The following is a 15,711-nucleotide window of genomic DNA, read 5'->3' as shown; positions in this document are numbered from 1 at the left end:
TAAATATGACGAATATGCTTCAAATAGTTTATTAACCTGCATCTAGCTGTTTTCTAGGTGCAAATGTATAACTATCTCACACTTTTAACTAAAATCATTATAACCCTTAGTTAATAATTACTAACATAAATGTGTTGTCTAAATTGATAAAATGATGAAAATCCCTACCTACTCATGGTCAGGATTTTCATCATCTTGTCTTCACTTTTTGTCATCAAATTCATTTAAACGTTTTCGAAGGAACAGAGACGAGACTGTGAACACCACACAAGCTACTGCTGAGCCAACAGCAAATGTCAGCTCAAAGTTTCCTATTGGTGATTTGAATAATAGAGGGACTGAGATTATTAAAGCAGCACCACTAATGCCCAATCCCAAAATAGACATCGCTAAAATTTTATTCATAGAAACACCCACCTATTCTAGGGTAATTAAAGTAATCTACTACTCCAGCAATCCCAACAGGTCCGCTGCTTTTACACCATCGGTTAAATCTCATAAGGCTCTTCTGCAAGCAAATCTTCATCTGACATATTAGGAACCCCGGTATACTCGGATGTAACAAGCGAATCATCCAAATATGTCTCAACCTGGAAGTTGACTATCTCATTCTTAGTCACTACTGCATTACAGTACCATCCTCATCGATGAAAAGGGTATGTTACTAGGGAGACTATAATCCCCATGTACAGGAACTGTAAGCACATATTACCTTAATGAGGAACTATTAGATTCAGTCGAGATTATTATTAAGAGGTCTTTAATCCCTTTGGTAATTCCCCAAAGAGAAAGCAAATGTGCTTACAGACAGTGGTTTTTTATAAAAAATTCACCTTTTATTTAACGGAGTACCTGATGACATTTGCATTGGGCTATTACTTTATTTTCACATTAGCCTCTGCACTGATAGAGGCTGGATAATCAAGCAATTCAAGTTTAACAGGTCCTAAGTCAGTTGCTTCAGATGGGAAAGGAACGGAATACAATACATAGTCGTCGACATAGGAATAGGAGATACCATATGGTTCATCCTTACTTATTACATTTCCATCTGCACCAATTGCATGCCTAAAAATTGCTGATTTGAATTGATTCGGATTCGTATCTAATTTAATGGACATCTCGCCTTGCTCTATCTCTACATCTGTTAATTTCCCGTCTTTCGGTGCCTTAAGTATTTTCTTTTTTATCGGGTCTACTTCAACATTGAGCTCTTCCTTATCAAGCGCACGAATTGAATTGAAACGCAAATATAATTCTTTAGGATTAGTAAAGTAGTTGCTCTGTAAATAAATGATTGTTTCGTTCTCATTGATTTGTGTAGTCTCTATTACACTTGTATTCCATGTTTCTCCTTTCTCATCTATTAGATGCAAGTCATTAATACCAAATATCTTTTTACTATTTTGCGAATTATAATATACATGTACAGCTGTTTGAGAAGGATACATTGTTACGTCCTTGATAGTTAATTGCTGTCCTTCAATTTCTAATGTTTTATCCACATTATACACTTTCTTTCCAACAATTTTACCTTTATCTAAAGTAAAGGGAATTTCCCAAACTCCGTCTAGAAGTTTCTTATCTTTAGAAAGCTGAGTTGAAAGAATTAGTTCATTTGGCAGATTATCCCCTTCTTTTAAAGGAACCCTGATTTCCAGCAAAGAATCCGGATTATCATTCCAATATTCACCAACTATATGATAAGGCAATACCTCTCCTTTTTCATTAAGCAATTGAAAGCTTTCTGGAGTAATAACTACGTCTTCTTCATCTGATTGATATTCATAAAAAATGATCAATGATTTTTCATCATGAATAATTGAATTCAAAGTAAACTCTATACCTTTGTTATTCACACTTGAATCCACTTTTTGTATGTAATTATTTTCAACAGCTGCAAGTAGCCCTTTGTCATATCGGACAAAATCAACAATTTTCCCCATACCAGGTACATTTGACATGTAATATGCAACGGGTTCGGATACATTAACAGATGTAATAAACGAAAGCCCTAAAATACATGCAGCAGTGAATGTCTTAATGGGCAGCTGCACTCTCTTTTTCTTTTTCTCTGCCTTTGCTTGCTGTATCCCCCTTAGAATTGCCTGGTCAGAGCGATCGTCAGAAATGGATAGATCCTTCATTATTTTTTTTGATTCAGCCAACTCACTTTCTTCTCTTTCAAACATTTAGCCCACCCCCCTTATTTAATTGAACCTGAAGTGCTTTTAGGCCTTTGTATAGCCAGGTTTTAATGGTGCTCTCCGACCTTTCGAGAATTTCGGCAATATCTTTTATCTTTAAATCGTTATAATACTTTAAAATAATGACTTCTCGAAAACGTGCATCTATTTTTAGTAATGCTTCCTCTATTTCTAACGTCTGGTTGTCATTCTTCGTTACTATTAAATTATCAATATACTTAGGATCTGCGATTCTTTTTCTTTTACGAATTTGATCATGGCAGTAATTAAGCATAATCCGGATAACCCATGTTGAGAAGTATTCTGCATGTTTCAATTTATTCAATGAAAGATAAGCCCTAAAAGTTACTTCCTGCAATGCTTCTAAGGCCTCCTCCTCATTATGTAAGTAACCCAAGGCTATTTTTAATAGTCTACTTTTATGGATTTGGATTAATTCGTAGAAAGCATCATCATCTCCCTTTCTTGCTCTATTGACTAGGTTTTTCACTTCCAAGCGCGCTTCCCCCTTTTCTCTTTCTAGTTATTAGACATAACAAAGAAACAAAAAGTCTTAAGTTTTTACTTTCTGCAGAATTTTTTGGTATTTGATAATCGAATAATCTATTCCTAAGGTGTACCCGTTGTAAAAGTCCTTTTAAAAAACAAGTCTAATGTTAGAAGCTACGGTTGGTAGTTTGGAGAAACATCATGTTATCTTATTTTCACCCTAAAAAACCCCCTAGGACAAGCATATTCCAAGAAGGTGAAACTTCGCACTTTATTTGAAATCAATACATTTTGTTGGATTGAAAAAAAGTTCGAGCAACTCGAAGTAATTTCTTGTTAAAAACTGTACAATTTTTATCATTTACTTCTATTAATTTTAAACAATTTCGCTCTTCTTGATTACTATACAATTGAAATTTTCTAAAGAACGTAGACCACCGAAAAAATAAACATATTTTCCCTTAATTTACTCCAAATAACCTACATAACTAAAAATCAATGATGGACGTAAAAAATACCAGGTTATATTCCGCCTTAAACAGGAACAATTTTTGACCATTTTTCAGAAATTACTTTAAACACGAATATTGTAATACGGTAAGACTAAATTCCACAACAGAGACAAATTGGATGAGGTTATAGTCATTATGAGGAGATATTTTAGAAAAGAGACTTAGACAAAAAACTCCTACACTTAGAGGAGTTTTGTTTTACTAATCTTTCATTCCTCTTTATCACATTCACTTGGTAATATGCCCCCTACGTATTATCAATCTATTATTTCATTACCAGAAAAATATTAAGGTATTAACCTAACAAACAATTTAGTGTAATTGAATTATTAGAGGGGATTGAACCATTAAAGGGAATAATCTAATTATGATAAATTTAATTGTCGTAAATACTTTACATTTTGTAAAAAATATATTACATTTAACTTATAAGAAATCATATAGAAAAGAGGCTTCATATGCTGGAAAACTTTATATCAGTTGGTAGGGCTGAGAAAAAATGGACTCAACAACACTTAGCCGATGACGTAGGTGTTAGTCGTCAAACGATTGCAGCATTGGAAAAAAACAAATATAACCCTTCATTGATATTAGCATTTAAGATTTCTAATTCATTAGGGAAAGAAATTACAGAAGTATTTAAATTTAAGGAGGAAGTTGTATGATCACGTTAACTACATCATTGATTATAAGTTTAGCAATACTGGTTATAGTTTCAGAAGTATATAAAGCAAAATTTGAAAGTAAAAAAGAATCAATGGATGAAAGAGGTGAGCTATTACTTTTTAAGATTAAGTCGCTCTCTTATTCAATATTATCTGGGGGGATACTTCTTGGGGTGGCATTAGTAGCAATCTTAGATGTAATCCAAAAAGAATATTTTATTTATTACGTTATGATTGTTTTTTTTATTCAAAGCATTGTTTCTTCAATATATTTAGCTGTAGTTAAACGTATTTAAATAATACATTACAACACTTTGAGAAATTAACTATGCTCATATATAACTTCTTAATCAAGTATCACATGCCTCTTCAGTACATGACCCACTCATAGTTTGTCTATTTGCAATCCATTCATAAACTTTTTGCCCCATCCCCTATCTTAGAGGATTAAGAAATTGGCAGCAAGATATGAAGAGATATGACCAGTGTCGTGAATTCTTTTAGGTTTAAGTTGCATCTAATCGATCCGACCCCTTTAAAATTTAAAATTCCTGAAGCTAAGTTTATCAACTTATGGATTACTCAATTTTTTTGACAACCTCAATAATACTCATCAAAAGGGAAAATCTTCGCGACTTTTTAAGACGTCGCGATTTCATACAAAACACTCGAATTGATATACCTTATTTGTTCATGTAATTCAGTAAATCTATAGATTTTTTGAATACTTCTTCTCCTTGATATTGTAAATGTATAATCCAACAATGATAAGTTTTTTTCTATTTCTATTTTAAATTTTAAAGAACTTAACCATAAAAAACTGCACCCCATTTGTTAGACCATGTCTAACAAATGGGGTGCATATCAGAATTTTAAAAACGGTATCACTCTTATTTAAATTTTATACAAGTTCTTGTAGCCTTGGAATAAAGTTTGATCAAAAGTACCTCACAAAGCCACATTTTAGGCAAAAGATCGTCACTATAACCATAATCCTACTTTTCCACTAATGGATTCATAGTTTTATGATTAGGTACGAGTCTCCCCTTGTGCTAAATTTTGTCGCAGATTGTTAGCCTTTAAGGTAGGTAGAACATAGTAATATATATCGATTGCTTCAAAAGATTTAAATATGAAATTCAGTACTAAGTGAAAACATAACGACAAATAGGGTTCTTGCTAAAAAATTTCAATACTCTTAAATCTTGGACATACTAATTCTAGTACTCTAAAAAAGGACAGCTGTACAAATTCAAAAAGAATTCATCCATCCACTGTTTGGACTAATTGCTTAGGATTAGGAGTCAATAGAAATCTTTCGCTTTTATATTTTCTTCAAGAATTTGCACCAGATCCCTACCAGCAAAACCACCAGTTCCAATTTAAAAACAATCTTTTCAAAATACATGTAAGTTGTTCAATTACGCTTTTGATTAACTAATTTTTTCTTCCTTTATTTTCACATCATTAACGATAGGTAAATTCTCTTTATTTTTCCCAATCAACAACATATATAATACGGTACCAATACCAATTCCCCATGCAGCTCCTAAAGTGGCGCATGACACACCTATCATTAGCACTAATCCACGCGAAATATTATTTGTAACCATTGACATCGCTATATACGCACAAGCAAATCCAGTGAGTAGGATGGTTACCGATAGGGCAACTGGAAAAAGCGGAGCAATAATACCCATGACTGGTAAAAGTAAACCTAGTGGAATCGCTAGTAGGTAGAAGTTTGCTACACCAGAGAAAATAGAATCCATTACATGACGACCCTTTTTATAACGTTGGATTAAGAAAACTTGTACCCCCGTCCAAATTGGTCCATGTAGCCACGGCATTGGTCCTGCTGTTAAAATTTGTGCTAAGTTACGGAATGCTAGTACGAAGTGACTACGATTCATATTAATATCTATTTTTTCATCTTTTCTTGCTTCTTCCGCGTCTTTTAACAATGTTTGAGCAACAAGTAAATCACCAAACACTAAAATATAAAACATAAACCCAATTGGAATCACAGACACAATCATTTCCCAAGGTGGTAAACCAACTGACCAGATGGATAATGTAGAAAACACTTCACCAATAGGAGGAACAAAAATTCCCCACTGAAGATCAAACGTAACTTCACCTGTAGAGAAACCTACAACACCAGCTAGTGCAAATGCAATTAATAATGCATTTGATCCCGCTATGGCCTTTGCCTTTGTATCTGGTAATCTGGCAAATGGAATAGAGAACATTAATAGAAGGACGATTACCCAAGCTGTCACTAACGTAATCGGCATCGTTGGTAAACGACCAAGCTCACTTTGAAATGCTGCAATCGCTGCCCCCATAATAATCCCCGCTTTTAGGGACGCAGGAATTACATTATTAAACTTTTCTCCCAATCTAGTTATACCAAAGAACAAGAATAATGCGATCACTACAATGGATATTGCGATCATACCATGAATCGCTTCAATACCAGGTGTAAGCGTATTCAAATAAACGATGGTTAAGGGAAGCGCTGGTGTAATTGCACCAGCAGCATATATGTCACCAAATAAAACGGTTTGAGCGATGACCCAAACTAGGAACACTAAACTTACTGTCCATGCTACTTCTAAAGAGATGTCAAAATATTTCATCGCAAGGGGAGTTATCGACCCACATGTGGCTAGTAGTAATAAACCGCCTTGAAGATGCTGACTTGGTGTTATTTCGAGATGAACTCCTGGAATCCTCATTGTAAAGGGACCCCATTTAAACCCAGGATGAATTTCTCCGTCTTTCCGCTTTATAAGCATAATTATTACCTCCTTTATAACTAAATGAAAACGCTTAAATAATTTAGGTTAGTCAGTACAACTTAAGAAGCATGTCCCTTACTCTAAGTGACAACGGAGGATTTTCATTGAATTCTAACATCTATTACGAACTCCCCCTGCAAATCGAATGAATTGTCCGGTATGTAAAAAACCTTATCTTAATTTATCCTGTTGAATAAAATATTGACTTTTCCGGTATACCATCGCTTCCATTGTTGCGATTAGTTCATTCTCACTTTGGACATCGATTTTGTACCAAGCAAGTTTATGATTTTTCTTTACTTCTTTTGCATTTCCCGTTAATGTCTTACCACGTTTGCCAGCTGATATAAAGTTAACATTGGTTGTGACGCCCACTGCTGTTTTGCCATATGAGTTGCTTGCAGCGGCGAATACGTAGTCAGCAAGTGAAAAGATAATGGCCCCATGAACCATTCCATGTGAATTAAGCATGCGGTCGTCCGGAATTAATTCGGCTTCCGCTGTGCCAGGTCCGAGTTTTGTCAGTTTCATACCGAGAAAGGACGCAAGAGGTTCGTCTTCTAAAAATTGCTTAATTTCATCGTAATGCAAATCATGAATGGTCTCATCATTTAATTGAATCGTCATGGATTGAATTCCCCTTTTTTAAAATTTTTTCATTTAAGCCAAACAATAGAACGTTGAACGCTCCGGCTACATTAATTTATTTCCCATCAATTGTGCAAAGTATAACCGGCAAGGTGGCCTGCCGTGATAGTTGAAAGAGGTAGAACAAAATAAACAGTTGGACGAAAATAATAAATCGGGATAATAAAGGATTTTATGAAGTACATGATTTAAATCTTCTTTTTCAACCAATTGATAATAGAGCTTCTTCTGCATATTCTTCAGCTAAATAGATTTTACTTTTTTTCCATAAATCACCCTCCCTAAAATTAATAGAACGTTTTTAAAACGTTAGTGTTGTAAGGTGATATACATCACCATCGTTAAAACTATAATAGACATATAATTAAGTAAATTTAAAATTTACAAATTATTAATCTCCTTCTTCCGTAATAACAAGGAAAGATGGACGGTTTGCATTATATTGAATAATTTTAAAAATCAAAATTGCGTAACATTTGGTTATAGTATAACATTAAATGAACGGTTGTTGAAAAAATGAAACATATTTCCGAGGTTTTTTCTATTCAGTATGGTGGGGTGAAATTTCTGAAACCATTTGTTTAACAGGTAAAAATGGATAGAGTGAATTGATTTCAAGTGTATTTTCATCAGAATTCAAATTGCCTGCACTTTTTCTTTGGATATTATAAAGTAAAGGTAGTTTCTTCGATTATACCTTTCGTAATGTATATACGATCACGGTCTAGAGAGATTTGATATTTCCCATGTTTTAGAAATGTACGCACGATACCGATAATAACAGAAGCAATGACGAGTACAATGATGATGTTCGTCAACATCCATCCAGAGCTCTTGATACTAATAAAAATCCCTTCGGCTTCTTCTTCCACATGAAAAATTTCATTAACTTTAAAATAAATAGAATTAGAGGAATAAGAACTAAAAAGCTTAGTGATGTTAATTCATCGCGGTAAAGAAAAGGCAGACATATATTTTTAAAAATCAAAAGAGGACCTGCTTAAACAGATCCTCCTTTTATCTATTGTTCGAATATCGTATCAAAAACGATATTAATATTATGAACGAATACTATACGATGTATGTTTATATATTGTCCTGCCTATACATATTCGTGATACTCATTTGGGTCCTGCCCTTCTACACGACCGGCTTCTCCTTTATCCAATGAATCAATTGTTTCAATATCCTCAGGTGCTAATTCAAAGTTGGTACTATTGAAATTATCTTTTTGATGCACGGGATTACTTGATTTTGGTATAGAAAATACGTCTGCTTGATAATTCCAATTTAAAATAATCTGCGCCGGGCTTTTATCGTACTTATCCGCAATTTCTTTAATTGTGTTATTTTTTAGCACGTCATTCAGATAACCTCTACCAAAAGGGCTCCAAGATTCAGTAAGAATGCCCCGTTTTTTATTTTCTTCTACCATGCGGTTATTATTAAAATACGGATGACGCTCCACCTGGTTTGTAGCAGGTGTCACACCTGTTGCTTCGATAATGTCGTCCAGATGTTCTGGTTCAAAGTTTGAAACGCCAATGGTTCTGATTAACCCTTGTTTTTGAGCATCCACTAAAGCCTTCCAAGCTTCTACATACTTGCCATCCTTAGGGTTCGGCCAATGAATTAAATACTTGTCAAAATATTTTAATCCAGTGCGGCGTAGAGATTCTTGGATAAAGATAAATGCCTTGTCATATTCATGGTAAGCACCGGGCAATTTCGTACTAATCAAAATTTCCTCTCTAGGCAGTGCGGACCGACGCACAGCTTCACCGACAATCCCTTCATTGTCGTAGTTTGTTGACGTATCGATTAAGCGATATCCTATATTCAAGGCGTTTAAAATTTCAAATGTACCCTGATCCCCGTTAATACCGATTGTGCCTAATCCCACAAAAGGAAGTTCTGTACCATCATTTAGAGTAAAACCATTATTATTTAAAGTCAAAACCTCATCTCCTTTTAAAATTTTGCAATGTAAGTTGAGATTGGAAATAACTATTTCCATGATGTCTATAATTACAATACCCGATTTAAAAAAATCCTACACCAACGAATTGATTGCTATGCCTTTGTGACTTTTTTGGTTTCTCACCAAATCCCCTCCATCCTTTCTCCCCCAACGGTCCATCCCCTCATTTACGCCTGAAGGCAATGTTATTAAGCTCTTCCCAAAAGCCCATTTTCGACCTCTTTTTTACGTTCTGGCTTGTATCGAATAAGGACAATGTTAAATAGATGTTCTCTGAATGGGAACAGAAATAGGAAAAAACATGAGCAATGAGAATAAAAAGTATCTTTCCCAGCACTCTTATTGTTTCTATCCCGTTTTCTTAGAACTGTATAGAAACAATACGACAAACAAATGAACACACTATAACTCTTATCAGACAAGGTTTTTGGGGAAATATTGGCCATAGAAAAGGACTGAACCCTATTGAATTCAGCCCGGATTTGTATTGAGATTTTGAATAACCTTAAATGATTGTCTGCCTATTCGTGTTTCCCCCGCTCTTCGCCCGACTCCTTTACCGTTAGGATACCAACTTAGTTCCATAAGAGAAGAACAAGGTTACGTGAGAACCAAGAGAGTTAAAGGAGACAAATTCTGTATAGAGATAATAAAGACGTTTAATTTTGAAATGAAAAACAAGAATCTTACTACGATTTATTGTAGTAAGGATTTTTTAACGTTTATCAATATAATTATTCTTATCCTCGAATTTGATAATAAAGTTGTTTGATACTTTTAATCTAAAGCACCTGTTACTTTAAGTACATTAATTTACAATCTTTTTCTAAGAACATAGTTCAGAATTGAAACTAAATTAGATAAAAAAGGACACCCCTATACAGGTGTCGACAGTCTATTGAGAAAATTATATAAAGACGTAAATCTTTTCCACCCTACCTAGAAAACAAACCAGACCCTTCAATAATCTCTTCGCTCGAAAGTAAAGTTGCTTCATAAATCGATATATTTTTATTTTTCAAAAATGATTGAACAACCTCATAACCAACTGCATATCCCGCACAAAATGAAAGCCCTACAGGTTGATACCCTTCTTGACGAGCAAAGTCATCGCCATACATATAACTACTTACTTCAGCAAACCCTTTTACATCTAGGGCCTCTCCTATAACATGGATAGAATACGCTAAATCATCTTGATCCATGCTAGTTACCCATGGTCCAAGCAATTCTTTTCCATATAACTCCTGTGCAAATGACTCAGCTAACCCTTCTATCACGATATAATCTCCAACTGTTATATCACCGTGGTTCCACTCAAAATAGGAAAAACGAATATTATGGTGAACCTCATGAGCAATTACGGCAGGGATTCTTGGCACATTATAAGGATTTGGGGAAATGTTGACAGTAATATATCCAGGTATCCCTCCGAAACCTGCGTAGCCATTCGCATGGTTTAACTTAATAGAATCTGCCAAATAAAACCCAAAGGTTAATTCTTCTGCATTGACTTTGAGACCTGCATTCTCTGCTCTTACAAAACAAGTGTTCAGGGTATTCTCAGCTAAAGTATACACATCATTTTCTCGTAAAACTTTTAAGCCTTCTCGTATTTGTTTATCATCAGTAATATCAACATACCCTAACATACTTGTAGCCATTAATACATCATAACCATTCACCTCTTTAGCCTTAATCGGGACATTTAAGAAACTCCACATCTGATGAAATGGCTTCATCATCGTATACCGAAAGTAATCATTTCTCTTTTCAACATCTTCTATTCTAAGTAGTTCCTCATATTGCTCCAAAGATTGCATGATTTTATAGTTCATTTTTCTCAACTCCCTTGTTAGATCTAGTACGTATCTAACAATAAAGTATTACGTCGCGTCAATGTCAAATACCAAGTTTGATTAAAAATCCCTCGAAAACCCTTATTTTACATTAAATAAAAAGACCCCGTTTTGAAAAAGGTTGATTAAAACGGGATTTATTCTTTGTGAAACATTATATATTTTTTTAAAATTTGATTATTTTCTACCTCTTATACTAATCACTCTTTCATAATTATTAAAAGATATAACTATTTAGAGATCTATTCTTGACTGGGTCCTCATATTTCTAACGGCTTTTATTAATTCCTCTTGCTTAGGTTCTATCTCATTTCACTTCCTCCAAAAATCTACTGTATTACTTTCCGGTTTTATATTTAGGCTCATTTAATTTAATTTTTATTAGTATTAACCTATCGTAATTAGTGCAAATAACAACTAAGCCCCATTTCAGGTATTCTAAATCTTTTGATAAAATTTGAAAAACGTAATTTATTCTCACCAGTAGTTACCCTATATATTACTTGTCTTTCCTCTTCTTTTATATAATTTGTTGTTAAGTTACGTATAGCTACTTCTATATCTTCATTAGGCGGATACTTTAACAGTGTTCAGCACTTTCATTCTTCTATCTCGTGTTCTTTCGAACTCTATAGAAAACGATATGAAAAACAACTGAACACGCTATGGACAAGGGATTGGAGAGGTATTGAGCAAGAGAAAAAGACTGAACCCGTATTGGATTCAGCCTGGATTTGTATTGATTTTACGATTAAAAAACGATTGAATCGGAACTACCTGCTGCACTTCCCACTTCCTTTACCGTTTGGATACTAACTATTTAGCAGTAGGTACCGACTTTTTAGCAAAGAGAAGTGGAAAGTAACAGGGGGACAAATTCTAAAATCCAACAAAATCCCCTTATTCAACAGTTACCGACTTAGCCAAGTTTCTTGGTTTATCTACGTCACAGTCACGGTGCAGAGCAGCGTAATAAGAAATCAACTGCAATGGAATAACCGAAACAAGTGGTGAGAGCATTTCGTGTACTTCTGGGAGGACGAATGTGTCACCGTCTTGGTCTAGGCCTTTCATTGAGATGATGCATGGGTTAGCTCCACGTGCGACGACTTCTTTAACGTTGCCGCGGATGCTTAGGTTAACGCCTTCTTGTGTTGCCAGGGCGATGATTGGTGTACCGTCTTCGATCAGAGCAATGGTACCATGTTTGAGTTCTCCTCCAGCAAAACCTTCTGCTTGGATATAAGAGATTTCTTTTAGTTTTAATGCTCCTTCAAGTCCTACGTAGTAGTCAATACTCCGGCCGATGAAGAAGGCATTTCTTGTTGTTGATAGGAAGCTACGTGAGATGTCTTCGAAAGTTTCCTTTGAATCACATAGTGTTTCCATCGCATTTGCAACAATACCTAATTCTTGGACAAGGTTAAATTCTAATTCACGTCCTTTAGCAATCGCTGTGACCTCCGCTAAGATTGCTAATACCGCTACTTGGGCAGTGTATGCCTTTGTAGAAGCGACAGCAATTTCTGGACCAGCATGTAATAAGAGCGTGTAATCTGCTTCACGGGATAAGGTTGAGCCAGGGACATTTGTAATCGTTAATGCTGGGTGTCCCATTTCTTTCACACTAACTAATACCGCACGGCTATCAGCTGTTTCACCACTTTGTGAAATAAAGATGAATAACGGTTTTTCTGATAGCAACGGTGTGTTATAAACAAATTCACTTGAGATATGCACTTCAACAGGGACTTTCGCTACTTTTTCAATATATTGCTTACCGACTAATCCAGCATGGTAAGACGTACCGGCAGCGATAATGTAGATACGATCCGCACTGTTCATTGCATCAAGAATCTCTCCATCAATCGCTAGCTCTCCTTGGTCATTCTGGTATTTCTGAATGATCTTACGAAGAACAAGTGGTTGCTCATCGATTTCTTTTAGCATGTAGTGAGGGTATGTTCCTTTTTCAATATCGCTTGCATCAAGTTCTGCTGTATAAGGTGCACGTTCAATTGTTTCCCCTTTAAGGTTTTTAATTGTTACACCATCTTTTGTCACCATTACCATTTCTTTATCCATGAGTTCTACATATTGATCTGTGATTTGAATCATTGCCATCGCATCAGAAGCCACGACATTGAATGCTTCTCCTAAACCAACTAATAATGGACTTTTGTTTTTCGCGACATAGATTGTGCTCTTGTCTTCATTATCTACAAGCGCAAGAGCGTAAGAGCCTTTAAGCTGTTGCAAAGTTTTGCGGAAAGCTTCTTCAGTGCTGAGTTCTTTAGCAAATTGATCAATCATTTGTACGATAACTTCAGTGTCTGTTTCACTTTTCAACTCTACACCTTGTAAAAATTCACGTTTCATCTGTTCATAGTTTTCAATCACACCGTTATGAACAAGTGTGTAACGACCTGAATTACTTTGATGAGGGTGTGCATTTTCTTGACTAGGTACACCATGTGTTGCCCAACGTGTATGACCGATTCCTGTATTCGCTAAAACTTTTTCGTCTACAATCGCACGAAGGTCAGCAATTCTGCCTTTTTCTTTAAAAACTTGCACGCCAGCTTCATTAACTACTGCAATACCTGCCGAATCATAGCCTCTATATTCTAGCTTTTCTAAGCCTTTTAATAAAATTTCCTTTGAATCTTGGTTACCAATATATCCAACAATACCGCACATACTTCTTCCTCCTAATGTAGAAGGGGCAAGAAGCCTTTAAGGGCGTACTTGCCCCTTATCTCCGTATTTTTTCAATGTGAAAGCAAGGCATGACATAGATGCCTTTACGTTCTTTATTTATGGCATTCATCTCTCTTTGTCCATTAGGTTACCCTAATGATTTAAAGACATGATTACGGTTGTGCTTTTCAACCGGGAGGTACCCGCCGATGCTTCGATAAACCTCCTCCTCGTCAACTAACCTTCCATATCCGTTCAAAGGTTAGCCCGGGCGCTTTAATTATGAAAATTGCTCTTCTAAACCACCTTTCTTTTTTATATACAAAAACATGATAAGCATAACCGATACGCTGTTGAAAGTCAACGAATAACCATCAATTAATAGGTATTTTTTACTATAAGTGGAAGTTCGCCATGCTTTTTTCATACATAAATAAAATATGCATAAGAAAACAGAAGCGTTCCCTTATGCATCAATATTACACGCTTATTTCAGTCCCATTTCTTCTTCTACAACAGCAGCAATACGGTTTACATATGCTTCACAAGCCTCTTCTGTAGCTGCTTCTGCCATGACGCGAACAAGCGGTTCAGTTCCTGAAGGACGGACAAGAATACGTCCATCACCATTCATTTCTTTTTCAACTTCACTAATAACAGCTTTAACCTTTTCATTATCTGTTACATGGTGTTTATCCGTTACTTTAATATTGACGAGCTTTTGTGGGAACTTCTGCATTTCTTTCGCAAGCTCTGAAAGTGATTTGTTTGTCACCTTCATAATGTTCACTAGTTGTAAACCAGAAAGGAGTCCGTCACCTGTCGTGATATGATCAAGGAAGATAATATGGCCAGATTGTTCGCCACCTAAACTATAACCACTCTTCTTCATTTCCTCTACAACATAGCGGTCACCGACTGCCGTTTGCACACTTTTCATCTCATTTGCTTCTAATCCCTTATAGAAACCGAGGTTGCTCATTACTGTAGAAACAACGGTATCCTCTTTAAGTCTACCTTGTTCTTTCAAGTACTTCGCACAAATGAACATGATTTGGTCTCCATCTACCACTTGCCCTTTTTCATCGATAGCTATTAAGCGATCACCATCACCATCAAAGGCAAGCCCTACATCTGCTCCTCTTTCTTTCACAAAAGCAGCTAAGGCTTCTGGATGTGTAGAGCCCACTTCCTCATTGATATTTAACCCATTGGGTGAAGCACCCATCATCGATAAATCAGCATCCAAGTCAGCAAATAAATGATTTGCTAAGAATGAAGTCGCTCCATGTGCACAATCTAAAGCGATATGAATGCCAGAAAAATCATCATCAACAGATTGCTTTAAGTATTGCAGATATTTCTGTCCGCCTTCAAAGTAATCATTCACTTGTCCAAGATCACCACCAACTGGTCGTGGTAGGGAATCATTCTCCATGTCCATTAGTTCTTCGATTTCATTTTCCTGTGCATCTGAAAGCTTGAAGCCATCTGGACCAAAAAACTTAATTCCATTATCCGCAACAGGATTATGGGAAGCAGATATCATTACGCCCGCTTCTGCATCTAATGCTTTCGTTAAATAAGCCACACCTGGAGTAGAAATAACGCCCAGTCGCATCACTTCTGCGCCGATAGAAAGAAGGCCTGCTACCAGTGCATTCTCAAGCATATGTCCTGAGATTCTTGTATCTCTCCCAATTAAAACTTTTGGGCGTTCTTGATCTTTTGTTAATACATATCCACCAAATCTACCTAGTTTAAAGGCTAACTCTGGCGTTAACTCACTATTTGCCACTCCGCGAACGCCATCCGTACCAAAATATTTTCCCATTATTAATCGCTC

General features: G+C 35.7%; 12 protein-coding genes. 2 read left to right on the top strand and 10 right to left on the bottom strand.

The genetic code is table 11. The annotated features are described in order from the left end of the window. Nucleotides 1-201: 201 nt before the first annotated feature. The 3 genes from LG276_RS01460 to LG276_RS01450 form a co-directional block, all read right to left on the bottom strand. Complete coding sequence (locus LG276_RS01460; RefSeq protein ID WP_251163438.1) at nucleotides 202-405, bottom strand: hypothetical protein; 204 nt, start codon at nucleotides 403-405, stop codon at nucleotides 202-204. Between the two features lie 470 nt (nucleotides 406-875). Next, nucleotides 876-2,192, bottom strand: a complete 1,317-nt coding sequence (locus LG276_RS01455; RefSeq protein WP_404293240.1) for a DUF4179 domain-containing protein — start codon at nucleotides 2,190-2,192, stop codon at nucleotides 876-878. Beyond that, complete coding sequence (locus LG276_RS01450) at nucleotides 2,185-2,697, bottom strand: sigma-70 family RNA polymerase sigma factor (RefSeq protein WP_322910326.1); 513 nt, start codon at nucleotides 2,695-2,697, stop codon at nucleotides 2,185-2,187. The genes LG276_RS01455 and LG276_RS01450 overlap by 8 nt, the downstream gene beginning before the upstream one ends. Nucleotides 2,698-3,666: 969 nt before the next feature. On the opposite strand from LG276_RS01450, the gene LG276_RS01445 reads away from it, so the two are divergent. Both LG276_RS01445 and LG276_RS01440 read left to right on the top strand, forming a co-directional pair. Then, nucleotides 3,667-3,873, top strand: coding sequence for a helix-turn-helix transcriptional regulator (locus LG276_RS01445; protein WP_095371063.1), 207 nt, complete (start codon nucleotides 3,667-3,669; stop codon nucleotides 3,871-3,873). Further along, nucleotides 3,870-4,169: a hypothetical protein gene (locus LG276_RS01440; RefSeq protein ID WP_404293237.1), complete on the top strand. Its 300-nt coding sequence runs from the start codon at nucleotides 3,870-3,872 to the stop codon at nucleotides 4,167-4,169. The genes LG276_RS01445 and LG276_RS01440 overlap by 4 nt, the downstream gene beginning before the upstream one ends. A gap of 1,137 nt (nucleotides 4,170-5,306) precedes the next feature. Here the strand turns inward: LG276_RS01440 and LG276_RS01435 are convergent. The 7 genes from LG276_RS01435 to glmM form a co-directional block, all read right to left on the bottom strand. Continuing rightward, entirely contained in the window at nucleotides 5,307-6,674 is a 1,368-nt protein-coding gene (locus tag LG276_RS01435) for a hypothetical protein (protein WP_404293235.1), read from the bottom strand. 174 nt (nucleotides 6,675-6,848) lie between these two features. Beyond that, entirely contained in the window at nucleotides 6,849-7,304 is a 456-nt protein-coding gene (locus LG276_RS01430) for a PaaI family thioesterase (RefSeq protein WP_404293233.1), read from the bottom strand. Nucleotides 7,305-7,990: 686 nt separating this feature from the next. Next, on the bottom strand, nucleotides 7,991-8,197 hold the full coding sequence (locus LG276_RS01425) for a hypothetical protein (protein ID WP_224938904.1): 207 nt from the start codon (nucleotides 8,195-8,197) through the stop codon (nucleotides 7,991-7,993). Between the two features lie 230 nt (nucleotides 8,198-8,427). Beyond that, nucleotides 8,428-9,282, bottom strand: coding sequence for an aldo/keto reductase (locus LG276_RS01420; protein WP_404293231.1), 855 nt, complete (start codon nucleotides 9,280-9,282; stop codon nucleotides 8,428-8,430). 959 nt (nucleotides 9,283-10,241) lie between these two features. After that, nucleotides 10,242-11,144 (bottom strand): DUF2268 domain-containing protein, encoded by a 903-nt coding sequence (locus LG276_RS01415; protein ID WP_404293229.1) that lies wholly within the window; start codon nucleotides 11,142-11,144, stop codon nucleotides 10,242-10,244. 921 nt (nucleotides 11,145-12,065) lie between these two features. Further along, on the bottom strand, nucleotides 12,066-13,865 hold the full coding sequence (glmS, locus tag LG276_RS01410) for a glutamine--fructose-6-phosphate transaminase (isomerizing) (RefSeq protein WP_307315834.1): 1,800 nt from the start codon (nucleotides 13,863-13,865) through the stop codon (nucleotides 12,066-12,068). Nucleotides 13,866-14,352: 487 nt separating this feature from the next. Then, nucleotides 14,353-15,699 (bottom strand): phosphoglucosamine mutase, encoded by a 1,347-nt coding sequence (gene glmM, locus LG276_RS01405; protein WP_251163618.1) that lies wholly within the window; start codon nucleotides 15,697-15,699, stop codon nucleotides 14,353-14,355. Nucleotides 15,700-15,711: the final 12 nt, after the last annotated feature.

The sequence above is a fragment of the Cytobacillus kochii genome (genome assembly GCF_044790165.1).
Classification (GTDB): Bacteria; Bacillota; Bacilli; order Bacillales; family Cytobacillaceae; genus Cytobacillus; species Cytobacillus kochii.
This window is presented reverse-complemented; position numbering and strand designations above follow the sequence as displayed.

Bases quoted from the DNA above. Each gene is read 5' to 3' on its own strand.
- LG276_RS01460 (WP_251163438.1), bottom strand. From the start codon at position 405: ATGAATAAAATTTTAGCGATGTCTATTTTGGGATTGGGCATTAGTGGT.
- LG276_RS01455 (WP_404293240.1), bottom strand. From the start codon at position 2,192: ATGTTTGAAAGAGAAGAAAGTGAGTTGGCTGAATCAAAAAAAATAATG.
- LG276_RS01445 (WP_095371063.1), top strand. From the start codon at position 3,667: ATGCTGGAAAACTTTATATCAGTTGGTAGGGCTGAGAAAAAATGGACT.
- LG276_RS01440 (WP_404293237.1), top strand. From the start codon at position 3,870: ATGATCACGTTAACTACATCATTGATTATAAGTTTAGCAATACTGGTT.
- LG276_RS01435 (WP_404293235.1), bottom strand. From the start codon at position 6,674: ATGCTTATAAAGCGGAAAGACGGAGAAATTCATCCTGGGTTTAAATGG.
- LG276_RS01430 (WP_404293233.1), bottom strand. From the start codon at position 7,304: ATGACGATTCAATTAAATGATGAGACCATTCATGATTTGCATTACGAT.
- LG276_RS01415 (WP_404293229.1), bottom strand. From the start codon at position 11,144: ATGAACTATAAAATCATGCAATCTTTGGAGCAATATGAGGAACTACTT.
- glmS (WP_307315834.1), bottom strand. From the start codon at position 13,865: ATGTGCGGTATTGTTGGATATATTGGTAACCAAGATTCAAAGGAAATT.
- glmM (WP_251163618.1), bottom strand. From the start codon at position 15,699: ATGGGAAAATATTTTGGTACGGATGGCGTTCGCGGAGTGGCAAATAGT.